This window comes from Limnohabitans sp. Rim8 (assembly GCF_943326455.1).
In the GTDB taxonomy this organism is placed as follows: Bacteria; Pseudomonadota; Gammaproteobacteria; order Burkholderiales; family Burkholderiaceae_C; genus Limnohabitans_A.
In genome coordinates this window covers 184,347-206,864 of record NZ_CALPTI020000003.1, presented here as the reverse complement: position 1 = coordinate 206,864, position 22,518 = coordinate 184,347, and the positions used below count along the sequence as shown (strand labels likewise).

The 22,518-nt window shown below is 59.1% G+C and carries 24 protein-coding genes; 10 read left to right on the top strand and 14 right to left on the bottom strand.

Translation table 11 applies throughout. From position 1 onward, the window contains the following. Positions 1 to 86: 86 nt before the first annotated feature. The 3 genes from trmD to rpsP are packed head-to-tail and all read right to left on the bottom strand — an operon-like array spanning position 87 to position 1,799. Positions 87 to 884: a tRNA (guanosine(37)-N1)-methyltransferase TrmD gene (trmD, locus tag Q1M54_RS03525; protein ID WP_300553960.1), complete on the bottom strand. Its 798-nt coding sequence runs from the start codon at positions 882 to 884 to the stop codon at positions 87 to 89. A 29-nt stretch (positions 885 to 913) separates the two neighbouring features. Continuing rightward, a complete protein-coding gene (rimM, locus tag Q1M54_RS03520) occupies positions 914 to 1,531 on the bottom strand; it encodes a ribosome maturation factor RimM (RefSeq protein WP_300553957.1) in 618 nt (205 codons plus the stop codon). 16 nt (positions 1,532 to 1,547) lie between these two features. Then, on the bottom strand, positions 1,548 to 1,799 hold the full coding sequence (rpsP, locus tag Q1M54_RS03515; protein ID WP_019425579.1) for a 30S ribosomal protein S16: 252 nt from the start codon (positions 1,797 to 1,799) through the stop codon (positions 1,548 to 1,550). Between the two features lie 137 nt (positions 1,800 to 1,936). Between rpsP and Q1M54_RS03510 the strand changes: the two genes are divergently transcribed. Both Q1M54_RS03510 and Q1M54_RS03505 read left to right on the top strand, forming a co-directional pair. Beyond that, positions 1,937 to 2,458 carry a GNAT family N-acetyltransferase gene (locus tag Q1M54_RS03510; RefSeq protein WP_300553954.1) on the top strand — a complete coding sequence of 174 codons (522 nt, stop codon included), beginning with the start codon at positions 1,937 to 1,939 and terminating at the stop codon, positions 2,456 to 2,458. 7 nt (positions 2,459 to 2,465) lie between these two features. Continuing rightward, positions 2,466 to 2,912: a DUF4153 domain-containing protein gene (locus tag Q1M54_RS03505; protein ID WP_300553951.1), complete on the top strand. Its 447-nt coding sequence runs from the start codon at positions 2,466 to 2,468 to the stop codon at positions 2,910 to 2,912. Here Q1M54_RS03505 and folK read toward each other — a convergent pair. The 5 genes from folK to Q1M54_RS03480 are packed head-to-tail and all read right to left on the bottom strand — an operon-like array spanning position 2,902 to position 7,453. Continuing rightward, positions 2,902 to 3,402: a 2-amino-4-hydroxy-6-hydroxymethyldihydropteridine diphosphokinase gene (folK, locus tag Q1M54_RS03500; protein WP_300553949.1), complete on the bottom strand. Its 501-nt coding sequence runs from the start codon at positions 3,400 to 3,402 to the stop codon at positions 2,902 to 2,904. The two genes, Q1M54_RS03505 and folK, sit on opposite strands and share 11 nt — an antisense overlap. A 25-nt stretch (positions 3,403 to 3,427) precedes the next feature. Beyond that, the gene (pcnB, locus tag Q1M54_RS03495; RefSeq protein ID WP_300553947.1) at positions 3,428 to 4,993 is read right to left on the bottom strand and encodes a polynucleotide adenylyltransferase PcnB; all 1,566 of its coding nucleotides are present in this window, start codon (positions 4,991 to 4,993) and stop codon (positions 3,428 to 3,430) included. Beyond that, on the bottom strand, positions 4,990 to 5,658 hold the full coding sequence (locus Q1M54_RS03490; protein WP_300553944.1) for an HAD family hydrolase: 669 nt from the start codon (positions 5,656 to 5,658) through the stop codon (positions 4,990 to 4,992). Before Q1M54_RS03490 ends, pcnB begins: the two co-directional genes overlap by 4 nt. Next, the gene (gene hda, locus Q1M54_RS03485) at positions 5,655 to 6,341 is read right to left on the bottom strand and encodes a DnaA regulatory inactivator Hda (RefSeq protein WP_300553941.1); all 687 of its coding nucleotides are present in this window, start codon (positions 6,339 to 6,341) and stop codon (positions 5,655 to 5,657) included. Before hda ends, Q1M54_RS03490 begins: the two co-directional genes overlap by 4 nt. Further along, positions 6,338 to 7,453, bottom strand: coding sequence for an AI-2E family transporter (locus tag Q1M54_RS03480; protein ID WP_300553938.1), 1,116 nt, complete (start codon positions 7,451 to 7,453; stop codon positions 6,338 to 6,340). Before Q1M54_RS03480 ends, hda begins: the two co-directional genes overlap by 4 nt. 130 nt (positions 7,454 to 7,583) lie before the next feature. On the opposite strand from Q1M54_RS03480, the gene purM reads away from it, so the two are divergent. Next, positions 7,584 to 8,615, top strand: a complete 1,032-nt coding sequence (gene purM, locus Q1M54_RS03475; protein WP_300554072.1) for a phosphoribosylformylglycinamidine cyclo-ligase — start codon at positions 7,584 to 7,586, stop codon at positions 8,613 to 8,615. Between the two features lie 78 nt (positions 8,616 to 8,693). Here the strand turns inward: purM and Q1M54_RS03470 are convergent, their stop codons facing one another. Next, on the bottom strand, positions 8,694 to 9,554 hold the full coding sequence (locus Q1M54_RS03470) for a tetratricopeptide repeat protein (RefSeq protein ID WP_300553936.1): 861 nt from the start codon (positions 9,552 to 9,554) through the stop codon (positions 8,694 to 8,696). 10 nt (positions 9,555 to 9,564) lie between these two features. Beyond that, the gene (murJ, locus tag Q1M54_RS03465) at positions 9,565 to 11,130 is read right to left on the bottom strand and encodes a murein biosynthesis integral membrane protein MurJ (protein ID WP_300553934.1); all 1,566 of its coding nucleotides are present in this window, start codon (positions 11,128 to 11,130) and stop codon (positions 9,565 to 9,567) included. 152 nt (positions 11,131 to 11,282) lie between these two features. On the opposite strand from murJ, the gene rpsT reads away from it, so the two are divergent. Continuing rightward, entirely contained in the window at positions 11,283 to 11,585 is a 303-nt protein-coding gene (rpsT, locus tag Q1M54_RS03460; RefSeq protein ID WP_300553931.1) for a 30S ribosomal protein S20, read from the top strand. Between the two features lie 236 nt (positions 11,586 to 11,821). Here rpsT and Q1M54_RS03455 read toward each other — a convergent pair whose 3' ends face one another. Continuing rightward, positions 11,822 to 12,142, bottom strand: a complete 321-nt coding sequence (locus Q1M54_RS03455) for a DUF3579 domain-containing protein (protein ID WP_300553928.1) — start codon at positions 12,140 to 12,142, stop codon at positions 11,822 to 11,824. Positions 12,143 to 12,329: 187 nt separating this feature from the next. On the opposite strand from Q1M54_RS03455, the gene Q1M54_RS03450 reads away from it, so the two are divergent. The 6 genes from Q1M54_RS03450 to Q1M54_RS03425 all read left to right on the top strand — a co-directional run bounded on the left by Q1M54_RS03450 (position 12,330) and on the right by Q1M54_RS03425 (position 18,936). Beyond that, complete coding sequence (locus Q1M54_RS03450) at positions 12,330 to 13,532, top strand: aspartate aminotransferase family protein (protein WP_300553925.1); 1,203 nt, start codon at positions 12,330 to 12,332, stop codon at positions 13,530 to 13,532. Then, positions 13,529 to 14,497 carry an ornithine carbamoyltransferase gene (gene argF, locus Q1M54_RS03445; protein ID WP_300553923.1) on the top strand — a complete coding sequence of 323 codons (969 nt, stop codon included), beginning with the start codon at positions 13,529 to 13,531 and terminating at the stop codon, positions 14,495 to 14,497. Before Q1M54_RS03450 ends, argF begins: the two co-directional genes overlap by 4 nt. 1 nt (position 14,498) lies before the next feature. Beyond that, complete coding sequence (locus tag Q1M54_RS03440) at positions 14,499 to 14,807, top strand: YkgJ family cysteine cluster protein (protein ID WP_300553920.1); 309 nt, start codon at positions 14,499 to 14,501, stop codon at positions 14,805 to 14,807. A gap of 24 nt (positions 14,808 to 14,831) precedes the next feature. Beyond that, entirely contained in the window at positions 14,832 to 16,127 is a 1,296-nt protein-coding gene (kynU, locus tag Q1M54_RS03435) for a kynureninase (RefSeq protein WP_300553917.1), read from the top strand. 77 nt (positions 16,128 to 16,204) lie between these two features. Beyond that, a complete protein-coding gene (locus Q1M54_RS03430; protein ID WP_300553914.1) occupies positions 16,205 to 16,672 on the top strand; it encodes a (2Fe-2S)-binding protein in 468 nt (155 codons plus the stop codon). Continuing rightward, on the top strand, positions 16,669 to 18,936 hold the full coding sequence (locus tag Q1M54_RS03425) for a molybdopterin cofactor-binding domain-containing protein (protein ID WP_300553912.1): 2,268 nt from the start codon (positions 16,669 to 16,671) through the stop codon (positions 18,934 to 18,936). The genes Q1M54_RS03430 and Q1M54_RS03425 overlap by 4 nt, the downstream gene beginning before the upstream one ends. A 2-nt stretch (positions 18,937 to 18,938) precedes the next feature. On the opposite strand, the gene Q1M54_RS03420 is transcribed toward Q1M54_RS03425, so the two are convergent. The 3 genes from Q1M54_RS03420 to Q1M54_RS03410 form a co-directional block, all read right to left on the bottom strand. Continuing rightward, a complete protein-coding gene (locus Q1M54_RS03420) occupies positions 18,939 to 20,168 on the bottom strand; it encodes a lytic murein transglycosylase (protein ID WP_300553909.1) in 1,230 nt (409 codons plus the stop codon). An 88-nt stretch (positions 20,169 to 20,256) separates the two neighbouring features. After that, positions 20,257 to 21,456: an FAD-dependent monooxygenase gene (locus Q1M54_RS03415; RefSeq protein ID WP_300553906.1), complete on the bottom strand. Its 1,200-nt coding sequence runs from the start codon at positions 21,454 to 21,456 to the stop codon at positions 20,257 to 20,259. Positions 21,457 to 21,510: 54 nt separating this feature from the next. Continuing rightward, the gene (locus Q1M54_RS03410; protein ID WP_300553903.1) at positions 21,511 to 22,506 is read right to left on the bottom strand and encodes an aldo/keto reductase; all 996 of its coding nucleotides are present in this window, start codon (positions 22,504 to 22,506) and stop codon (positions 21,511 to 21,513) included. Positions 22,507 to 22,518: the final 12 nt, after the last annotated feature.

The following is a 22,518-nucleotide window of genomic DNA, read 5'->3' as shown; positions in this document are numbered from 1 at the left end:
CACAAGGGGCGTTCTGTGTTGTAAGGGCCATGCATACAACATGACTGAACCAGATCGCGGCGGGTAGAGGATCGAAAAGCCCTTGATTATAGCTTTTTCTTTGGACTGGGCTGTGCAACTTGGGTCATGTTGGCTTTTAACCTCTGGAGCGAAGACTCGTCTTGACGGCTGAGCTTGCCAAGCTGTCGGGCCTGCTCCAGCAATTCGGGGCGGTGAATGGCCGTCAAACTCAGGCTTTGTTCGCGCCGCCACCGTTCGATGTGCGCGTGGTGGCCCGACATCAATTCAGGCGGTACAGCATGGCCTTGCCAAACTTCGGGGCGGGTGTAATGCGGGCTGTCCAGCAAACCATCGAGCGACGGATTGAAGCTGTCCAGTTGATGGCTTCCCTCGTCGTTCAACACACCCGGCTGCAAACGGGCTAAAGCATCCAGCAGGGCCATCGCCGCGATTTCGCCTCCCGAGAGCACAAAGTCGCCCAAGCTGATTTGTTGGTCAACATACTGGTCTATGAAACGTTGGTCAACGCCTTCGTAACGGCCACACAACAACACAGCACCCGCGCTGGCTGACCATTGCGCCACGGCAGTGTGGTTCAAAGCTTGGCCTATGGGCGAAAACAGCACCAAGGGTGCGGGTTCTGCTTCTCTCCGATCGTCTCTGATCGCGCTCAAACACTTGAACAACGGCTCGGCCATCATGACCATGCCAGGACCACCGCCAAAAGAACGGTCATCGACACGGCGGTAATTGCCTTCGGCGTGGTCGCGGGGGTTCCACAGATGAACATCAACCAATCCGGCCTCATAGGCGCGGCGGGTGATACCGCTGGTCAAGAGCGGCGCAAAGAGCTCGGGAAACAGCGTGATGATGTCAAAGCGCATGGGGATGGCCCTCTACGGCCGAATACAACTCAGTAATCGGGCTGCCAGTCAACAGTGATGCGCTTGCCAGGCAAGTCAACACCATCAACAAAGGCCGAAACAAAGGGGATCATGCGCTCCAAAGCTTTACCGCCTTCGGTTTCAGGCGCTGCCTCGATGACCAACACCGTTTGCGGGCCCGTGGACATGAGATCTCGCACTTGACCCAAGTCAAGACCCTCGCGATTAACCACTTGCAAGCCCAGCAAATCGACCCAGTAGTACTCGCCATCGGCGGCGGCTGGGAAACTGGAACGTGGCACAAAAATGCGTGCGCCGCGCAAAGACTCAGCCGCATTGCGGTCTTCCAGGCCATGAGCGCAGGCCACCACCGAATCGGAGTGGTTCTTGACTTCTTTGATGGGGAGCAGCAAAGGCTCGTTCCAGTTCGTCTGAGAGACCGGCGCTGAAGCCGTTGCAGTCGAACGCTTGGGTTTCATAGGCCGATCAGGCGGCAACAAAAACCAAGCCTTGGATGAAAAAAGCGCCTCAGGGGAGGCGCTGTGGGGCAAGACCTTGAACCAGCCTTTGATGCCCCATGCATCGGTAATGCGCCCGATTTCGATGGCATCGGCCGGCAAAGCGGCACTTTCCAAAGACGGGTGCATGACCTTGCTGGGCTGATCAGGCAGCTGTTTTGCCAGCTTGACGGATCAGGCGTTCCACGGTGGGAGATGCCTGAGCGCCAACGCCTTTCCAGTAGGTCAAGCGGTCTTGAGCAATGCGCAGACCTTCTTCGCCGCCTTTGGCTGTAGGGTTGTAGAAACCAATGCGCTCGAGGAAGCGGCCATCGCGACGCACGCGCTTGTCAGCAACGACGATGTTGAAGAATGGACGTGCCTTAGAGCCGCCGCGGTTCAAACGAATAACAACCATGATTTATCCTTGGGTGGTTGGGTCTCTCCGGAACAATTGCCGGGAAACCCGTTTTCTTTCAGAGTTTGAGACACGCAAGTGGCCACCCGGCCATTGACACACTGAAAAGCCCACCATTATACAACGGGAGCCTTGCCTTGCCTCTGATCCGACCCAGCCGTGACGAAGACGTCACCGCCATTACCGCCATCTACCGGCACCACGTCCTCACCGGCACGGGTACCTTCGAAATAGATCCTCCCAACGAGGTCGACATGGCCAACCGGCGAGAAGACGTGCTGTCCAAGGGTTTGCCATATTTGGTGGTTGAAGACGAAGGCCGTGTGATCGGATTTGCTTATTGCAATTGGTTCAAACCACGCCCAGCCTATCGATTTTCTGCCGAAGACTCGATCTACATGGCGCCGGATGCGCACCGAAACGGCTTGGGCAAGGCTTTGCTGGCCGAGTTATGCGCTCAAGCTGAACGCGCGGGCGTTCGAAAGCTTTTAGCGGTCATCGGTGATTCGGCCAATGCAGGCTCCATTGGGTTACACCGTGCATTGGGCTTTGGCCATGTTGGGACGCTCAAATCGTGCGGTTGGAAATTTGACCGCTGGCTGGATGTGGTGATGATGGAAAAGCCTTTGGGTGCAGGTGACAGCAAGGCTCCGCAATAATCAAAGCATGAAAAATAAAACTCTCGCGACTTGGTTGGCTTTTTGGGGAGGCCCGTTGGGCTTGCACCGCTTCTACCTTCACGGCTTCAAAGACATGTTGGCGTGGATGTTGCCTATCCCGACCGCGTTGGGGTTTTATGGTTTGGAACGGGTCAAGCAGTTTGGACAAGACGACACGCTCAGTTGGATGTTGATTCCCTTGCTGGGCTTTACCTTGGCCGGTTGCGCCATGACTGCGATTTTTTATGGGCTCATGTCCATTGAAAAATGGAATGCCCGTTTCAACCCGCAAGCCGAAGCTCTGAACCCGGCAGGCCAAACGCAATGGGCCACCATCATCGGCATTGTCACGGCTTTGCTGCTGGGCACAACCGTCATGATGTCCAGCTTGGTCTTCAGCTTCCAACGTTATTTTGAATTCCAGATTGAAGCGGCCCGCCTGATCAGCCAGTGAGGCTATCCGGCTGCGAGAAACGCTCAATCTGCTGATCAGCAACCGCTGCCAGCAACTCTTGCGCAACAAGGCTTGGGCAAACATCTGCCAAAGGCACCAAGACAAATGCACGCTCGGTCCACCGGGGGTGGGGCAAAGTCAAACGAGGACTTTGCACGCGGGCATCCCCGTAAAACAACAAATCAAGATCCAAAGTACGCGGGGCATGGGAGTAAGGCCTCAAGCGACCCGCTTGATGTTCTAGGCTGAGCAAGGCGTCCAATAGATCAGGCGCACTCAATCGGGTGGCAATTTCGGCCACCGCATTGACAAAATCAGGTCCTAGCGCCTCATGGGGGACCGTGCGATAAAGACTCGACCGAGCGGTCAGCTGGGTGCCCGGCAAAAGCGCCAGCGCATCAAATGCCCGAAGCACTGTTTGTTGGGCTTCGCCCAGATTGGCACCCAACGCCACGTAAGCCATGACGGGGGCTTTTTGTAACTGGGGCATGGCCGAAATTCAAGCGCCCAGTCGATCAAAACTGGGGTTCTGTTGATTGACTGCCCGCATCGCCACTTTCACCCGGTTTGCGGCGACGGCGGCGACGCTTTTTGGGCGCACCCTCTTGTGCATGATCGGGTGCCGTGTCTTCAGGCCTTGATTCTGTGGCTGCAGACGCAGCAGCACCCTCGGGGCGAGGTGCACGACGCACGCGCGGTTTGGCGGCTTGTGCCATCTGCTGTTCTGCCTTGGCCGCTTGTATCAAGTCTTCACGCTCCGAGTCACTGGCCATGCTGAACTCTTGCCACCAGTCGGCCAAACGGATGTCGACCTCTTCAATGTCGGCACGCAATCGCAAGAAGTCAAAGCCTGCGCGAAAGCGTGGCTGCTCGACCAAGCCAAAAGGCGTGCTGCCCACGCGCTTTTCAAAGCGCGGCTGCATCATCCAGATCTCGCGCATGTCAGCGGCCAGCTTGCCGCGCCCGGACACATCGCCAATGCGCGCATCAAACACTTCATCGATGGCATCTTGCAAAGCCGGGTGCGGGTGCTCCTTGCGCGCCAAGCGCTTGGCCCAGCCCTCTCGCACATCGGCCCACAGCACGCAAGCGAGCAAAAAGCTCGGCGCCACGGGCTTGCCCTCGCCCACGCGGCGGTCGGTATCGGCCAGGGCCACTTGCACAAAAGCGCTGTCGGCCCGCTCCACCACCACATCCAGCAGGGGGTAAATACCGGTGGCCAAGCCCAAATTTTTCAGCTGTGCAATCGAGGCCAGGGCGTGCCCGGTTTGCAGCAGCTTGTGCATCTCGTCAAACAGGCGGCTTTGCGGCACGTCGGCCAACAAAGTCGCGGACTGGGCCAAAGGCTTGGCTGTTTTGGCTTCAAGTTTGAAGCCCAACGGATTGAGTTTGGCCGAAAAACGCACGGCACGGATGATGCGCACCGGGTCTTCGCGGTAACGCGCCACCGGGTCGCCGATCATGCGCAACACGCGCTTTTTCGAATCCTGAATGCCGCCGTGGTAGTCCACCACGATTTGCGACTCGGGGTCGTAGTACATGGCGTTCACCGTGAAGTCACGGCGCGTGGCGTCTTCATCTTGCGGGCCCCAAACGTTGTCGCGCAAAACGCGACCACTGGAATCGACTGCGTGCTGCATGCCTTCAAGTTGACGCTTGCTGGTGCGCTCATTGCCTTTGACCTGTTCTGCGGCCACGTTGTCCAGGTGCGCCCTGAAAGTAGAGACCTCAATCACCTCGTTGTCACGCCCTCGGCCATACACCACATGGACGATGCGAAAGCGACGCCCAATGATGAAAGCACGTCGAAACAGGCCCTTGACCTGTTCGGGCGTGGCATCGGTGGCTACATCAAAGTCTTTGGGGCGCAGGCCCAGCAGCAGGTCTCGTACCGCGCCGCCCACGATGTAGGCCTCAAACCCCGCTTGTTGCAGTGTGCGTGTCACGTGGATGGCGCGCTCGTCTACCAGGTTCGGGTCAATGCCATGCACCGATGCGGGCACCTCGGTGCGGCGGCCAAAGTGGGGCTTGCTGTTTTTGGGCGTCTTGCCCATCAGCTTGTCGATGAATTGTTTGATCATTCTTGAAAGAGGTCGAGGATGCGCCAGCCGCGTTCCGTGGCCAGTTGACGCAACCGAGCGTCAGGGTTCGTTGCCACCGGATGGTGGGCTTTTTCCAGAAGGGGCAAGTCGTTCATGGAGTCCGAGTAGAACGTCATTTCCACGTCGCTCCAGCCCAAACCTTTTTGGTCCAACCAATGCGAAACCCGGATGACTTTACCCTCCCTGAACGACGGGATGCCACGGATCTCGCCCGTGATCCAGCCGCTGGCATCGCGTTCCAGGTCTACCGCGATCAATTCGCTGACCCCGAAGGCCTGGGCAATCGGGCGGGTCACAAACTCGTTGGTGGCGGTCACGATCACAACCGTGTCACCCGCGTGCTGGTGCGATCGTACCAGCGACAGCGCCTCGGGCGTGATCCGCGGACGGATCACTTCGTCCATGTAGCGAGCATGCGCCTGCGCAGCCTCGGCTGCGCCGCGTTCTCGCACTGCGCGGGTGGCAAAGCGTACGTAGTCATGAATGTCCAGCGTACCTGCTTGGTAATGGGCATAGAACTCATCGTTGCGTTGACTGAAAACCGCTGGATCGGTCCAGCCCATTTCTGTCGTGAACACGCCCCAAGTGTGGTCAGAGTCCAGCGGCAACAAGGTGTGGTCCAAGTCGAAGAGGGCGAGTTTCATTCATTCTCCAGCATGGCGCGCACCAGTGGAATGGTCAGCGCGCGCTGCGTTTGCAAAGCATAGTGGTCCAGGTGGTCGAGCAGCTGCATCAGACTGCCCAAATCACGCGAAAAGCGATTGAGCATGTAGGACATGACCTCATCGCTCAAAAAAAGTCCCCGAGCATCGGCCTCTTGGCGCAGCACAGCGCGGCGCTCAGACTCGTCCAACACCTGAAGGGCATCCACGCGGCCCCAACCCAAACGGCTGCGCAGGTCATCGCGCAGCTTCAAATCAGCGGGCGGCAATGCCCCTGTCGCCAGGACCCAGCGCGGCAAACCTGTTCGAGGGGTCAGCGCGTTCACAAACCAATTGAATGCCGTGTGCTGTTGCTCAGCGTTGTACAAATGCACGTCGTCCATCAACACCACCGCCCAATCGTCGTGGAACTCTGGCGGATTCATGGTGTGGGCGTCCAGCCAGCCGACTTGGACGCCCTGCTCGTTCAAGACATGGTGAACAGCGTGCAACAAATGCGTTTTACCGGAACCGCTTTCACCCCAAATGTACGTGGGCACTGGCGCGCGGCTGCTCGAAGCCGTCCACAAACGCAAATGGTTCAAAGCGTCGGCATTGGGGCCCGGGAAAAAATTTCCCAACGTTGGCTTTGAGGCCAAGCCGATGTCCAAAGCCAACTGCTTCATGCCTGATCAGGCCCCTGCTCTGACGCACCCGAGCCGCTTTTTTGGTAGAGATCGCTTTGCAGGTACTGATCTCGCAGTCTGCGCAAGCCCACCAACAAAACCGCACTTGCAGGCAAAGCCATCAAGACACCCACAAAGCCGAACACCTGACCAAAAGCCATCAATGACAAAATGACAGCGAGCGGGTGCAAGCCAATGCGCTCACCCACCAATCGGGGCGTGAGCACGAAACTTTCAAGCAACTGCCCGAGCCCGTAGACCACGGCCACCATGACCAGCGCTTGTGCCGAGGCGAATTGCAACAAGCCTGCCAACAAGGCCAAAACCAAACCAAGTCCAAAGCCCAGATAAGGCACAAACACGGCCAAGCCAGTGAACACACCAATGGGCAAGGCCAAATCCAGACCAAACAGGCCCAAACCCACGGTGTAGAAGACCGCCAAAGCCAACATCACCAAAAGTTGCCCCCGCAGGTATTCGCCCAAGACCAAGTCGCAGTCGTGCATGAAACTGTCAAAACGCTCCCGCCAAGAGGGGGGAACCAGCACCAAAACGCTGTTCACCAGACGCGTCCAGTCGTAAAGCATGTAAAACAAGGCTACAGGCACCAGCACCGCATAACCGGCCAAGGCCAAGGCCACACTCCCACCCAGCTTGAGCGAGGACATCAATGGTGCCCACCAGTCCTCCCGGTTGGCACTCAAATAGGTGACCAAATGGTTTCTGAGCTCGGCAACGTCCAAAGAGATGTTCAAACCCAGTTGGGCCAACAAGGGGTTGATCACCCCACCCATACGGTCCAGCAAGACCGGCAATTGCTGCTGCAGCAAGGGCCATTCGCGCACCAAGATTGGCACCAAAAGCAACAACAACCCCAAAAGTGCCAGCAGCGCTACGGCTTCAACCAAGACAACGGCCAAAGCGCGGGGCAAGCGTGGGCCGGCAAGCCTCTCCAATTTGAGCACCAAAGGATGCAAAACATAAGCCAATACCGCAGCGATGACAAAGGGCGCCAAGACCGGCGCCAGCAACCAAAAAACCACGGCCAGAACCAAGCCCACACCCAACCATGCGGCCAATCGGGTCATCAAAAAAGGAAGGGGTGCTTGCATGGGTTGGTGTGTTTTGTCAGGCAAGGCCATGGTGGGACTGGGTCAAGCCTTAAAATAGGCCTTGATTTTAGTCTGCCGGCTCATTGATAGGCCCCTGCTTCACTCTGAATGCCCCATGCGGGCCAAAACCATGACCCAAACCCCACTTTCTTACAAAGACGCTGGCGTCGACATTGTCGCGGGAGATGCTCTGGTTGAGCGCATCAAGCCCTTGGCCAAAAAAACCATGCGCGAAGGCGTACTGGCTGGCATCGGCGGTTTTGGCGCGCTCTTTGAGGTGCCCAAACGCTACAAAGAGCCTGTACTGGTCAGCGGTACCGACGGGGTGGGCACCAAACTCAAGCTGGCGTTTGAGTGGGACATGCACGACACCGTGGGCATCGATTTGGTGGCCATGAGCGTGAACGATGTGCTCGTGCAAGGTGCTGAGCCGTTGTTTTTCCTCGATTACTTTGCATGCGGCAAGCTGGATGTCGACACCGCCGCTGCCGTGGTGGGTGGCATTGCCAAAGGCTGCGAATTGTCTGGCTGCGCTCTGATTGGCGGTGAAACCGCCGAGATGCCCGGCATGTACCCTGCTGGCGAATACGACTTGGCCGGATTTGCGGTGGGGGCGGTCGAAAAATCCAAAATTTTGACAGGCCAGAATGTGAAAGCAGGCGATGTGGTTTTGGGCCTGGCCTCCAGCGGCGTGCACTCCAATGGTTTCAGTTTGGTGCGCAAATGCATTGAACGCGCTGGCACCAACGCCCCCGCCACGCTGGACGGCCAACCGTTCAAACAAGCCCTGATGGCTCCCACACGGCTTTATGTGTTGAACGTCTTGGCCGCGCTGGCGGCACACCCTATCAAAGCACTGGCCCATATCACGGGCGGCGGTTTGCTGGAAAACATCCCTCGCGTTCTGCCCGACGGCCTGGCTGCGCACCTGCAAAAAGGCAGCTGGCCACAAACTGAATTGTTCGCTTGGCTGCAAGCGACTGCAGGCATTGATGACGTCGAAATGAACCGGACCTTCAACAACGGCATTGGCATGGTGGTGGTGATTGACGAAACCGAGGCCCAAGCCTGCGCCGCAACCCTGCGTGCATCTGGTGAGCAGGTCTACACGATTGGCCGCATTGCACCTCAAGGCGACACAGCACAAGTGTTGGTTGCCTGATCGTATTCAAAACTCGTCTTTTAAAACGTTTCTGTGCGCTGGATTTGAGCAGGGGCCTGCCTACAAAAAGTTGGGCGATCAAAGGCCGGAGAGCTCGCTTACCCGTTCCCTGAGCGCCGCTGTGTCCGGCGCCGAAGGTGCAGCATCCAAGTAAATCCTCAAGTCCTGCAAGGCTTCGTGCACCTGACCCATCTCAGCATGCACCAAACCCCGATCACGCCGCGCGGTCCAGGCCTCAGGCAACAAAATCACCAACCGGTCTTGCACTTGCAACATGCGAGGCCAATCCTCTTGTGACCTGAAAATTTCTTTCAAGTTGCGCAGCATTCGGGCCAACAGATCGCGCGGTGGGCAAGCTTGCAAATACAAACCCAAGGGTGTCTCTCCGTCGTCCAAGTCCGGGGCGGCTTTCTGGTCGATGGGGTCGCGATAAGGGCTCAATCGCTCGGCCAAGTTGTCCAAGCCCAAGGACTCGCCCGATAGGGGATCAAGGACCACCAAGCCCCCATCCAACGACACCTTGACCAAAAAATGACCCGGGAAAGAAACTCCTTGCGCTTGCAAGTCGAGTGCCTGGGCCAACTCCAGCCAAATCACGGCCAAAGAAATCGGGATGCCACGGCGCGTCCTCAACACATCGTTGATGTAACTGTTTTCAGGGGCGTAGTAATCGTTGGCGTTGACGCCAAATCCGAGGTCTTTGTAAAAAACCTGCGTCAATATGGCCAAACGGGTCAGGTCATCGGCGTCATCGGGCATGCGCGCCGTGACCCTTTTGAGTAAGCGTGCCACGTCGTCCAGCACCTGCTGCACGTCCAGCGCAGGCTCTTCGTCTTGGGCCAAGCTCGCTGCGGCTTCCATCAAGGGAAACTGGTCATCGCTCTGCACCAAACTGGCGAAGTAGCTCAAAGGGGTCAACGGTGACAGATTCAAAGTCATGAATGAAGTTTCAACGCTTGAGGAAGGACTTGAGCCTGAGACCCGTGGCCCACAATACACTGAAATAAAGCAAGCCAGCGCTCATCAATACAAGCACCATCCAACCGATGCGGGACCAGGCTTCTTGGCGCATGCCCACCCAATTCAGATGATGGGCGGCCACCCATAACAGGGCTGTCAACAACACCGTTGCCAGTACCACCTGCAAGGCAAAACGCCACCAGCCTGGCTGTGGTTTGTAAACGCCCTTGCGCACCAAACCCCACAACAGCCAAAGTGCGTTGACCAATGCCCCTAAACCGATGGACAAAGCCAGTCCAGCATGGGCTAAAAATGGCACCAAAATCAGATTGAAAATTTGGGTCAACACCAGCACCACCACCGCGATGCGTACCGGCGTCCGAATGTCTTGGCTGGCGTAATAACCCGGCGCCAAAACTTTGATGGCCACCAGCCCCAAAAGGCCCACACCATAACCCGTCAAAGCCAATGTGGTTTGCTGCACATCGCGATCGGTAAACGCCCCATAGTGGTAAAGCACCGACACCAAGGGTTGAGAAAACACCAACAGCGCAGCAGCGCAAGGCAAGGCCAAAAGCAAAACCAAGCGCAAACCCCAATCCAACATGGCTGCATAACGGTCATCGTCTCCATTGGCCTTGGCTGTGGCCAACTGCGGCATCAGCACCACCCCAAGCGCCACCCCCAAAATAGCAGTAGGGAACTCCATCAGGCGATCGGCATACGTCAGCCAACTGACACTGCCAGGCGCCAAGTGCGAGGCAATTTGCGTATTGATCAACAAGGAAATTTGGGCCACCCCTACGCCGAGCAAGGCGGGCCCCATGAGCCGCAGGATGTTCAAGGTGGCGGGGTTGGTCCAGGCTTTTTTGGCAGCGGAGGGTCGAAGGCCCAAACGGGGCAACAAGCCCAACCGGGCCAATGCAGGTATCTGCAAAGCCAACTGCAACACACCACCGGTCATCACACCTACAGGCAAGGCGAAAATGGCCTCAATGCCTTGTCGTTCAAACCAAGGTGCCAACCACCAAGTGGCTCCAATCACGCTCACGTTCAGCAACACAGGGGTTGCGGCCGGCACTGCAAAACGCTTCCAAGTGTTCAAAATGCCGGCCGACAAAGCCACCATCGACATGAAAGCAACATAGGGGAACATCCAGCGCGTCATGTTGACGGCCGCGCCGTAACCTCGGGGGTCTTGCTGCAAACCACTGGCCATGGCCCACACCAACCAAGGCGATACCAGCACACCCAAGACCGACAAAACCAACACCGACCAGGCCAAGGCTGTGGCCACGCTGTCGATCACCTCCCGTGTGGCTTCGTCGCCGTGCTGGGCTCGGCTGGCGGCCAGCACCGGCACAAAGGCTTGACTGAAAGCCCCTTCGGCAAACAAGCGACGAAATAAATTTGGAATTCGAAAAGCCACATTGAAGGCGTCGGTCAAGGCACTGGCACCAAACATCGACGCCATGAGCAATTCGCGCACCAAACCCGTGACCCGAGAGGCCAGGGTGAAAATGGACACAACAGAGGCGGATCTGAGTAGGCTCACAGTGGGCGAGTGTAGCGGCCCCCAAGCCGAACACGAAAGACCCCAAGTCTCTGAGCGAAGAGAGACCAATCGGCCAGTCCGAAAGCATTTGTCAGTCTGCTAGAATGCCGGGTTCGCTGGACATCATCCTCAGACACTGAAAGATTATTTACATGGCATCCGCTAAACCCAAAAAGAAAAACCCCCGTCTTGCTTCCGGCCGCAAACGCGTCCGCCAAGACGTCAAGATCAACGCTGCAAACTCCTCGCTGCGTTCTAAATACCGCACCGCTGTCAAGAACGTCGAAAAGGCAGTCTTGGCTGGTGACAAAACCAAAGCCACTGAGTTGTTTGCCAAGATGCAAACCGTGGTGGACACCATTGCCGACAAGGGCATCTTCCACAAAAACAAGGCTGCTCGCGATAAGAGCCGCCTGAGTGCCAAAGTGAAAACTTTGGCTCTTGCCGCAGCCTGATCCGCTCTACCAGATCAACAGCCCGGCGAGGCTTTGTCCTTGCTGCCGTTTGAAACGGGTGCGCTGTCCGCGAACACTGAACCGCCTTGGTGCAAACCAACGGCGGTTTTTTCATGTCTTATTGGCAGATTGGCTGGGGTTGACTTGGCGCAACTCAGCGAGATTCACCGCAACCTATTGAATCAAATCGTGCTGGCAATAAAAAAAACCGCTCTTGGGCGGTCAATTCTTGAGTCTTACTTTTTGGGGGGCGGGTCAGGCAGCAAGCAAGCTTCTGCCACTTGCAAATCATTGTCACGCGCGAAGTTCATCACGAAGTCCCAGGCCATGACATCGTGATCGCGCAGGTCATGGTGTACCACCACGCATTTGACGTTGCCCATTGTGGTGGGAATGCACCAAGGGGAATAACTCAAGTGGCTGCCAGGAACAGCACCGCCTGGCCGAAACTGGCTCATCACACCCGCCAAACGTTCAGCCCAATCACTGGGCCTGAAGGTCTTTCCGTCATGGGTAATGCCCTGAATAAAGACTTCTTTGGCGGAGTTAAAAACCATCGGATAGAGGGGTTGAAGTGGACACCAAAAACACCGGGATCGCCGATGTTTTCGCACGAAAAGTATTATATCTTATATAAGACTTGAGGCCATATGCAAGACCTTAAAAGCCCTGGTCATCTGCCTCTAAAATAATCACTCAGCGGCCCTAAAGTATTGGGCCGATTTTTATTTCAGGAGTTCACGCATGTCCGCTCACATTGAAGCCGCCTCACCGCACACCATGAACACCTATGGCCGACTGCCGATCGCACTCAGCCATGGTCAGGGTTGCCGTGTTTGGGACATCAATGGCAAATCCTACTTGGATGCGCTGGCCGGCATTGCAGTGAACACATTGGGTCATAACCACCCTGACTTGGTTCCCGCGCTGCAAGACCAGCTGGGCAAGATGATCCACAGCTGCAATTACTTTCATGTGCCCAACGCCGAGGTATTGGCGGCCAAGCTGGTGGAAATGTCGGGCATGACCAATGTTTTCTTTTGCTGCACAGGCCTTGAAGCCAATGAGGCGGCCATCAAGTTGGCCCGCAAATACGGTCATGACAAAGGCATCGACAAGCCTGAAATCGTGGTCTATGAAAAAGCCTTTCACGGCCGCAGCATCGCCACCCTGAGCGCCACCGCCAACGAAAAACTGAAAAAAGGCTTTGGCCCCATGCTCGACGGCTTTTTGCGCGTCCCGGTCAATGACATCGAGGCCCTGAAAAAAGCCACCGAAGGCAACCCCAATGTGGTGGCCGTGTTCATGGAAACCATTCAGGGTGAAGGCGGCATCAACCCGATGCGCATCGAATACCTGCAGCAAGTGCGCGCGCTGTGCGACCAGAAAGACTGGTTGATGATGATCGACGAAGTGCAGTGCGGCATGGGCCGCACCGGCAAATGGTTTGCCCACCAGTGGGCGGGTATCGTCCCCGACGTGATGCCATTGGCCAAGGGCCTGGGCTCGGGCGTGCCGATTGGCGCGGTGGTGGCTGGGCCCAAGGCCGCCCACATCTTCCAGCCTGGCAACCACGGCACCACTTTCGGCGGCAACCCGCTGGCCATGCGGGCGGGGGTCGAGACCATACGCATCATGGAAAAAGACGGCCTGATGGCCAACGCAGCCAAAGTGGGCGCACATTTGCGTGGCGCGCTGGAGAAAGCGTTGGTCGGCGTGCAAGGTTTGAAAGAAGTTCGCGGCCAGGGCCTGATGCTGGGCATCGAGCTGGATCGCCCTTGCGGCGCCATTTGGACACGGGCAGCTGAAGCCGGTCTTTTGCTGAGCGTGACGGCCGACAGCGTGATCCGGTTAGTCCCTCCATTGATCATGACCGAGGCCGAGGCCGACGAAGTGGTCGCCATTTTGGTGCCCCTGATCAAAACCTTTTTGGCAGAAACCGCATGAGCCTGACACCACCGGTGCCTGTGCGGCACTACCTCCAGTTCACTGATCTCACAGCCGACGAGTACGCGCACCTGTTTGCACGCGCTGCCGAGATCAAGCGCAAGTTCAAGGCTTACGAAAAATACCACCCACTGGCCGACCGTACGCTGGCCATGATTTTTGAAAAAGCCAGCACCCGCACCCGCGTGAGCTTTGAAGCAGGCATGTACCAACTCGGAGGCTCAGTGGTGCACTTGACCACCGGCGACAGCCAGCTGGGCCGCTCCGAGCCCATCGAAGACAGCGCACGCGTCATCAGCCGCATGACCGACATCGTCATGATTCGCACATACGGCCAGGACAAGATCGAACGCTTTGCCGCGCACTCGCGCGTGCCGGTCGTCAACGGCCTGACCAACGAGTTTCACCCCTGCCAAATCTTGGCTGACTTGTTCACTCTGCTGGAGCACCGGGGCCTTGACAGCCAAGGCCAACCGGACCCCTCATACCTCAAGGGAAAAGTGGTGGCCTGGGTGGGCGACGGCAACAACATGGCCAACACTTGGCTGCAAGCGGCCGAGTTGCTCGGTTTTACCGTACACCTGAGCACGCCCAGCGGCTATGAAGTGGACCAGGCCGTGGCCGGTTTGCGCAGTGCCGACAGCTACAAAATTTTCAAAGACCCTGAGGACGCTTGCCGAGGTGCCGACCTGGTCACCACCGATGTGTGGACCAGCATGGGCTACGAGGCCGAAAACGAAGCACGCAAAAAAGCCTTTGCCGATTGGTGCGTGGACGAAGCCATGATGCAAGTGGCCAAGCCCGATGCCCTTTTCATGCATTGCCTGCCCGCACACCGAGGCGAAGAAGTCAGCGCTGAAGTCATCGACGGCCCGCAATCGGTGGTCTGGGACGAAGCCGAAAACCGCATGCATGTACAAAAAGCACTCATGGAGTTTTTGCTATTGGGACGCGTCAAGGCCTGACATGTCTGCCTGCACCACTTGCGGCGCATGCTGCGTGAGTTTCCGGGTGGACTTCTCGGTCTACGAATACGAAGAAGGCGGCGGCCATGTACCTGCAGGCCTGGCCTCGCCCATCACCGAGCACACCTGCCGCATGCGCGGCACCGACCACAGCCCTCCGCGCTGCGCCGCGCTGTATGGCAAAACCGGCGAAAAAGCCATTTGCGGCATCTACGAATGGCGGCCATCGCCCTGCCGTGAATTTGAGGAAGGCAGCCCCGCTTGCGATCAAGCCCGCCGGCGCCACGGCTTGCCCTCACTGAACGCTTGATGCCGTGCTTCAAAGTAGCCCACCATGATTTTCACCCCCACCTTGCAAGAATGCGAACTGCTGGATGCACAAGACCCACTGCGGTCCCTGCGCCACCAATTTGACCTCCCTGCAGGCGTGATCTACCTGGACGGTAACTCGCTGGGCGCACTGCCCAAAACCGCCCTGGCGCGGGTGGCCCATGCCATCACCCACGAATGGGGCAACGACCTGATCAAAAGCTGGAACAGCGCAGACTGGTTCACCCTGCCCCAGCGGGTGGGAGACAAAATCGCCCGAGTCATCGGCGCTCAGCCCGGCGAAGTGGTGGCCGCTGACAGCACTTCGATCAACCTGTTCAAAGTATTGGCCGCTGCGCTGCACATCGCCAAAACCGACCACCCGCACAAAACCAAAATCGTCAGCGAGCGCAGCAACTTCCCCACGGACCTCTACATCGCCGAAGCCTTGTGCAACGAACACGGCTACGCCCTGCAACTGGTGGAAGCCGAGGAAATCGCTGCCGCCTTGCAAGCCGATGTGGCCGTGCTCATGCTCACGCATGTGAACTACCGCACAGGCGCCATGCACAACATGCAGGCTGTCACCGAACAAGCCCACGCGCAAGGCATCCTGACGGTGTGGGACCTCGCGCACAGCGCAGGTGCGGTGCCGCTCGACCTGAAGGGCTCGGGGGCCGACTTTGCCGTGGGCTGCGGTTACAAATTCCTCAACGGTGGCCCCGGCGCACCTGCCTTTGTGTGGGTGCACCCGCAGCACAGTGACCGCCCCGACCTGCCATTCATGCAACCGCTGGCCGGTTGGTGGGGCCATGCCGCGCCCTTTGCCTTCACCCCTGATTACCAACCAGCCAAAGGCATCACGCGCTTCCAATGCGGAACACAGCCCATCCTCAGCCTTACCGCGCTCGACTGCGGGCTGGACACCATGTTGGCCGCCGAGCCACTGGGCGGCATGACTGCCCTGCGTCAAAAATCATTGGCACTCACCGGCCTGTTCATGCAGTTGGTGCGCACGCGCTTGCACAGCCACGGCTTTGGTATCGCCACACCGGCTGAGGAAGCCCGGCGGGGCTCGCAAGTGAGCCTGACCCGCGCTGAAGGCGCTTACGCCATCGTGCAAGCCCTGATCGCGCGTGGCGTCATCGGTGACTTTAGGGCAGGTGATGGCGGCTTGCACGCCGACATCCTGCGCTTTGGCTTCACGCCGCTTTACATCAGCTATGCCGATGTGTGGCAGGCCGCAGAGCATTTGCGCCAAGTCATGCAAAGTGGCGAATGGCAAGAAGCCGGCTTTGCACTCAAAAAGGCGGTGACTTGAAAGGTACGCCATGTGTTCTGCAGCCATAAAAATGAGCGCATTTTTATTATGACGACTTCACTCACCGGAAAAACACCTTGCAACTGAACATCAACGGCCTAAGCCACAGCACAAGCTCAGACCCGAGCATGCCTTTGCTGTGGGTGCTGCGTGACGAACTGAACCTCACCGGTACCAAATTCGGCTGCGGCATTGCCGCTTGCGGAGCCTGTACGGTGCACGTGGGCGGTCAGCCCGTGCGCTCGTGTGTGATGCCCGTCTCGGCGGTGGCCCATCAGGCGATCAAAACCATCGAATCTTTGGGCACTGCAGAAAAACCCCACCCGCTGCAAGCGGCCTGGATCGCCGAGCAAGTGCCTCAGTGCGGCTATTGCCAAAGCGGCATGCTGATGGCCGCTGCGGCCCTGCTGGACAAAAATCCACAGCCCAGCGACTCAGACATCGACGCGGCCATGACCAACCTGTGCCGCTGCGGCACCTACCAACGCGTGCGCGCCGCCATCCACCGGGCTGCTGCCAGCTTGAAGAAAGGTGGTGCCGCATGAAACGCCGTACCTGGCTCTTGAGTGCCCTGGGCGCCACCGGCGCATTGGTCGTCGGCTGGGGCGTCATGCCCGCACGCTCGCGCTTGGGCTCACCCAATCTGATGCTCAAAACCCAAGGCGATGTGGCCCTGAACGGCTGGGTCAAGATCGCCTCTGATGGCGGGGTGGTTTTGGCCATGCCGCGCAGCGAAATGGGCCAGGGCGTGCACACGGCGCTGGCCATGCTGGTGGCCGAAGAGTTGGATGTACCCCTTAGCCGCGTTCGTCTGGAGCAAGCCAGTGGCGACAGCATTTATGGCAACGTGGCCATGCTGGTGGCCAGCCTGCCCTTTCACCCTCTGGACAGCGAAGGCGAGCACAAGCCCACCAAAATCAAGATGGGCGAATGGCTGGTGGGCAAAGTCGCCCGCGAACTGGGCCTCAACGCCACAGGTGGGTCCTCCTCTATCGCTGACCTGTGGGACCCTTTGCGCATGGCCGCTGCCACCGCACGCGCCAGCTTGTTGCAGGCCGCTGCGGCCGCATGGAAAGTGCCCGCCAACGAGATCACCGTGGCCTCTGGCGTGATGCAACATGCTTCGGGTCAATCGGCGCACTATGGCCAGATGGTGGCTGCCGCTTCGGGCGGCACGCCCTCGGGCATCCAAACCAAATCACGCGAACGCTGGCAGCTCATCGGTCAACCCGCACCGCGCACCGACGTCCCCTCCAAAGTCACAGGCCAAGCCACTTTCGGGCTGGACGTGCGACTGCCCGGCATGCTGTTTGCTGCGGTGCAAATGTGCCCCATGTTGGGCGGGACAGCCGCCTCCATGGACACGAAGGGCGCCTTGGCCCTCAAGGGCGTGTCCAAAGTCGTGGCGCTCGACGCCTGGGGCGGCGGCACAGCAGGCTTGGCCGTCGTGGGGCAAACCACCTGGCACGCCCGCCAAGGCGTTCAGGCGATCAAGGTGCAATGGCAGGCCCCTGCCACGGGCGCGGTGGACACCCAGCGCATCCAGGCCGACTTGCTCAAAGCCTTGAACACCGAAAGCGGCTTCACCTTCCACGAACAAGGCGTGCCCACACAGGCCGAAAAAGCCGCCACCACCCGCATCGACGCGCTGTACCAAGCGCCCTACCTGGCCCACATCACGATGGAGCCGATGAACTGCACAGCGCAAGTCAAAGATGGCAACGTAGAGATCTGGGTGCCCACTCAAGTGCCGCAAATGGCACGTGACATGGCCGCCAAAGTGGCCAAGGTCGACGTGACACAAGTCACCGTCCACGTCACCCAATTGGGTGGTGGTTTCGGTCGTCGTCTGGACGTCGACTTTGTTGGCCAAGCTGTCCAAGTGGCCATGGCCTGCGAGGGCCAGCCAGTGCAACTGAGCTGGTCTCGCGATGAAGACATGAAGCACGACTTTTACCGGCCGATGCACCTGGCCAAGTTTCAGGCCTCGCTGGACGATAAAGGCGAAGTCAGCAGCTTGCGCATCAAATCAGCCGGTGACGCCATCACCCCACGCTGGATGGCGCGAGCAGCGCCGCTCCTGTCGGGTCCCATCGACATGCCCGACAAAACCACCTCCGAAGGACTGTTCGATTTACCCTACGGCTTTTTGAACCAGCACATGAGCCATGTGGCCACCCAATCGGGCGTGCCGGTGGGCTTTTGGCGCTCGGTTGGTCATTCGCACAACGCATTTTTCTCGGAAAGCTTCATCGACGAGCTGGCCATGGCCACGAAGCAAGACCCGCTGGCCTTCCGCCTGAAGCTGTTGAAAGACGCGCCGCGCTACGCCGCGGTGCTCAAGCTGGCCGCCGACAAAGCAGCTTGGGGCACGCCCCTGCCCGCAGGCCGTGCGCGGGGCATCGCGCTGCACAAATCCTTTGGCGCCATCGTGGCGCAAGTGGCCGAAGTCTCGTTGGCCAACGACCAGATCCGTGTGCACCGTGTGGTGTGTGCCATCGACTGCGGCACCGTGGTCAACCCCGGCACCGTGGCCCAACAAATGGAAAGCAGCGTGGTCTATGCACTGAGCGCCGCGCTTTTCGGTCAAGTCGACATTGTGGGCGGCGTGGTGCAACAAAGCAACTTTTCTGACGCACCCATACTCTCGCTTGATCAGACTCCGGTGGTGGAAACCCACATCGTGTCCAGCACCCGCCACCCAGCAGGCGTTGGCGAACCGGCTGTACCGCCATTGGCACCGGCCGTGGGCAATGCGCTGTTTGTCCTCACGGGCAAGCGGCAAAGAGCCTTGCCTTTGGTGGTGTGAGCTCAGCCGCCCCGAAGGGCCTTGAGGATTTTTTGGCCACCACGGCCATTGGCCTCGAGGCCCAGACGCTGCTGCTCGGCCCGAACCGCCTGGCGCGATTTGTCGCCCAGCATGCCGTCGATCGGGCCGATATCATGACCACGCATCACCAGCAGGCCCTGCAACTCGCGTCGCTCGGCGCGTGACAGGCCCCCGTCATCAGTGGGCCAAGGTGTGGCGAATGGGCCAGCGCCGCGCAGGCGGTCGCTCAGGTGGGCAATCGCTAAGCCGTAACTTTCGGCCGCGTTGTAGCTGTAAAGCGCATCAAAGTTGCGCGTCACCAAAAACGCCGGACCATTGGCACCCGCCAGCGTCAGCAAGCCCACTGAACCCAAACTTTCTGGCAAGGCAGAGCCATCCATGCGGCGCACGCCACGGGCGGTCCATTCAGCCACCGGGCGTTTGCTGCGTCGGCCTTCTCCGGCCAATGAGATGCCTGCTGGCAGCTTCACCTCGATGCCCCAAGGCAGGCCAATTTGCCAACCCGCACGGGCCAAAAAGTTGGCGGTTGAGCCCAGTGCATCCACGCTGCTGTCCATCAGGTCGGCACGGCCGTCGCCGTCAAAGTCCACCGCCAAGCGTTCAAACGTGGTGGGCATGAACTGGGTGTGCCCAAAGGCCCCCGCCCACGAACCCACCAAGCGCTCAGGGGCGATGTGACCGGCCTGCAAAATGCGCAGCGCCGCAAAAAACTCACCCCGGAAAAAATTTTGTCGACGCCCGTGGCACGACAGGGTGCCCAGCGCTTGCACCAACGGGTATTTGCCAAAGGTTTGGCCAAAATTGCTCTCCACACCCCACACAGCCACCACTGTGGCAGGGTCCACGCCAAAGCGTTGTTCGGCGCGGACCAAGGCTTGGCGCTGCTCAGTCAGACGCGCGGCACCATCGGCCACACGCTCATCGTCCACCAAGGCCGACATGTAATCCCAGATGGGCATGCGAAATTCGGGCTGGAAATTCAGCTTTTCGATCACACTGAAATCGGCTTGCAAGCCCGCCGTGTGCCGCGTCCAGGTGGCATCACTCACCTTTCCAGTGCGAGCTGCCGGGCGCAGCTCGGCCATGCAGGCCGATAAATCGGAGCTTTGCGCCCAAGCTGTTGGGCTAAGCCATGAGCTGGCCATGACCGCGCTTAAGGCGGCTGCCCGCACCAGGACCATGGTGAATGGGTTGGATGGACGTGGTGTCATGAAGGAAAGTTCCGGAAAGTTTGCAAGCGTCTGAATGCGCGCCAGCGAATGAACAGCTTAAAGTGCACGGACGATAAACGCTGGGCTTTCAGCGATCCAAGCTTGCCCCACCCGCATACAACCAAGGCACATCCATCAAGCGCTCGCCCAACAGGCGCATGGACAAGTTGCGCCCCCAAGCCACTGGGCCAGTCGCATGGAAGATGCGGCCATTGCGGATGGCCCGCGCTTGCACGCGCGCATTACGCGCCCAGCGTTGCTGAGCATAAGCTTGTAAACGCTCTGGCACGCCGCCAGAGTCTTGGACTAGGCACTGCGCCAGCACCTGCGCGTCTTCGATGGCCATGCCCGCGCCCTGCGCCAAATAAGGCCGCATGGGGTGCGCCGCGTCGCCCAGCAAAGCCACGCGGCCTTGCGCCATGTCGCTGGCACCGCTAACGGGCGCTCGGTCGTGCAGCGCCCACTGCCGCCAAGCGGGCACCGATGCCAATCGCTCGTGCAAATCGCGGCCCACCGCGCCCATGGCCTGCATCAGTGCCAGGGTATGCCCGGCCTTGTCCCATTCTTGGGCTTGTTCTGGCTTGACGCCGTGCACGATGGCCACCAGGTTGAGCCACTGCCCGCTGCGCACCGGGTAATGCACCACATGCAGTCGCGGCCCCATCCAGACGGTGACCTGGTCGCTGCGCAAGTGCGCGGGCAAATCGGCCTGCGCTACAAGCGCCCGATACGCCAAGTGCCCAGTAAAACGCGCCGGGGCATCGCCCAGCAACTGCTGGCGCACCGTGCTCCATACGCCATCGGCCCCGATCAAGGCGCTGGCCTGCAAGCTGAGGCCCTCCGCCGTGTTCACTTCCAAAGCCGCTTCGCTGTCCTGCCAACCTTTCACGGTCTGACCCAGCAGCATGTCCACCCCAGCGCTCTGAGCTGCCCGGTGCAACAAGCCCTGCAAATCTGCCCGGTGGATGGTGACGTAAGGCGCGCCATAACGTGCCTGAGCCCGTTCGCCCAAAGTCAGCGTGCCCAGAACCTGCCCGGTTTGGGCATCACGCGCTTGCAACTGCTCAGGGAAAGCCGCCAACTGCGCCAGCGCTTTTTCCAGACCCCAGGCTTGCAAAATGCGCGTCACATTGGGTCCAATCTGGATGCCTGCACCCACCTCGCTCAGTTGCGGTGCGCGCTCTAGCAACTTCACTTGCACGCCGCGCTGCGCACACGCCAAGGCAGCGGCTAAGCCGCCTATGCCGCCGCCCGCGATCACCACCTGTTCATGCTCTTGGCTTGCCATACTTGGATTGTGCGGCAAACCCAAGTTTGGCCAGCTGCAAATCATCAGGCAGTTTCAGCGCCCATTCATTGGATATGAAGGATCGTTGTATCCCGGTGTGGACGGATGCCCTGGTGCCACCAGGCTGTTGACCAAGGCTTCGTCTTCGGCGCTGATCTGCACCTGCAGCGCCCCGGCGTAGTCTTGCCACTGGGCCAAAGTGCGCGGGCCTGCGATGACCGCACTCACATGGCGGTTGGCCAGCACCCAGGCTGTGGCAAAGTGGGCCAAAGACACGCCTTTGCTCTGGCAATGCTGCAACAAAACTTGGGCCACTTGCAGGGACTCTTCTCGGAACTCGGTCTCCAAAATACGTTTGTCACCCCGGGCGACGCGGCTGCCCTCTACGGGCGTCTGGCCTGGCGCATATTTGCCGGTGAGCACCCCACGCGCGATGGGGCTGTAAGGCACCACGCCCAAGCCGAAGTGACCACAAGCCTCCAGAATTTCCACCTCGGGCAAACGGTTGAGCAGGTTGTAATAAGGCTGGCACACCACCGGGCCGAGCATGTTCATCTGGCGCGCCATGTTGACCATCTCGGCAATGCGCCAGCCCCTGAAGTTGGACACGCCCCAGTAGCGAATCTTGCCATCGCGCAACAAGGCCTCAATGGCCCGCAAAGGCTCTTCCAAGTTCATACCGTTGTAGTCGCGGTGCAGGTAATAGATGTCCAGGTGATCGGTGCCCAAGCGGCGCAAGCTGTCCTCGCAGCCACGCAGCATCCAACTGCGCGAGTAGCCTTGCTGGTTGGGCTGGTCCGACATCGGGTTACCGACCTTGCTGGCCAAGACCCACTGCTGGCGTTGCCCCTTGAGGATTTGACCCACCATCTCCTCTGACTTGCCCCGCGTGTACACGTCAGCGGTATCGATGAAGTTGCAGCCTTTTTCGTGCGCATCGGCCACAATGGCGCGTGCATCATCCAGCGGCGTTTGGTCACCAAACATCATGGTGCCCAAGCACAGACGAGAGACTTTCAGGGGGCTTTTGCCCAAGGTGGTCAATTGCATGTCGAGTTCTCC

What these genes read in the sequence shown, in the direction of transcription:
- trmD (WP_300553960.1), bottom strand. Translation starts at nt 884, where the DNA reads ATGCGCTTTGACATCATCACGCTGTTTCCCGAGCTCTTTGCGCCGCTC.
- rimM (WP_300553957.1), bottom strand. Translation starts at nt 1,531, where the DNA reads ATGCACCCGTCTTTGGAAAGTGCCGCTTTGCCGGCCGATGCCATCGAA.
- rpsP (WP_019425579.1), bottom strand. Translation starts at nt 1,799, where the DNA reads ATGGTTGTTATTCGTTTGAACCGCGGCGGCTCTAAGGCACGTCCATTC.
- Q1M54_RS03505 (WP_300553951.1), top strand. Translation starts at nt 2,466, where the DNA reads ATGAAAAATAAAACTCTCGCGACTTGGTTGGCTTTTTGGGGAGGCCCG.
- folK (WP_300553949.1), bottom strand. Translation starts at nt 3,402, where the DNA reads ATGCCCCAGTTACAAAAAGCCCCCGTCATGGCTTACGTGGCGTTGGGT.
- pcnB (WP_300553947.1), bottom strand. Translation starts at nt 4,993, where the DNA reads ATGATCAAACAATTCATCGACAAGCTGATGGGCAAGACGCCCAAAAAC.
- Q1M54_RS03490 (WP_300553944.1), bottom strand. Translation starts at nt 5,658, where the DNA reads ATGAAACTCGCCCTCTTCGACTTGGACCACACCTTGTTGCCGCTGGAC.
- hda (WP_300553941.1), bottom strand. Translation starts at nt 6,341, where the DNA reads ATGAAGCAGTTGGCTTTGGACATCGGCTTGGCCTCAAAGCCAACGTTG.
- Q1M54_RS03480 (WP_300553938.1), bottom strand. Translation starts at nt 7,453, where the DNA reads ATGCAAGCACCCCTTCCTTTTTTGATGACCCGATTGGCCGCATGGTTG.
- purM (WP_300554072.1), top strand. Translation starts at nt 7,584, where the DNA reads ATGACCCAAACCCCACTTTCTTACAAAGACGCTGGCGTCGACATTGTC.
- Q1M54_RS03470 (WP_300553936.1), bottom strand. Translation starts at nt 9,554, where the DNA reads ATGACTTTGAATCTGTCACCGTTGACCCCTTTGAGCTACTTCGCCAGT.
- rpsT (WP_300553931.1), top strand. Translation starts at nt 11,283, where the DNA reads ATGGCATCCGCTAAACCCAAAAAGAAAAACCCCCGTCTTGCTTCCGGC.
- Q1M54_RS03455 (WP_300553928.1), bottom strand. Translation starts at nt 12,142, where the DNA reads ATGGTTTTTAACTCCGCCAAAGAAGTCTTTATTCAGGGCATTACCCAT.
- Q1M54_RS03450 (WP_300553925.1), top strand. Translation starts at nt 12,330, where the DNA reads ATGTCCGCTCACATTGAAGCCGCCTCACCGCACACCATGAACACCTAT.
- argF (WP_300553923.1), top strand. Translation starts at nt 13,529, where the DNA reads ATGAGCCTGACACCACCGGTGCCTGTGCGGCACTACCTCCAGTTCACT.
- Q1M54_RS03440 (WP_300553920.1), top strand. Translation starts at nt 14,499, where the DNA reads ATGTCTGCCTGCACCACTTGCGGCGCATGCTGCGTGAGTTTCCGGGTG.
- kynU (WP_300553917.1), top strand. Translation starts at nt 14,832, where the DNA reads ATGATTTTCACCCCCACCTTGCAAGAATGCGAACTGCTGGATGCACAA.
- Q1M54_RS03425 (WP_300553912.1), top strand. Translation starts at nt 16,669, where the DNA reads ATGAAACGCCGTACCTGGCTCTTGAGTGCCCTGGGCGCCACCGGCGCA.
- Q1M54_RS03420 (WP_300553909.1), bottom strand. Translation starts at nt 20,168, where the DNA reads ATGACACCACGTCCATCCAACCCATTCACCATGGTCCTGGTGCGGGCA.
- Q1M54_RS03415 (WP_300553906.1), bottom strand. Translation starts at nt 21,456, where the DNA reads ATGGCAAGCCAAGAGCATGAACAGGTGGTGATCGCGGGCGGCGGCATA.
- Q1M54_RS03410 (WP_300553903.1), bottom strand. Translation starts at nt 22,506, where the DNA reads ATGCAATTGACCACCTTGGGCAAAAGCCCCCTGAAAGTCTCTCGTCTG.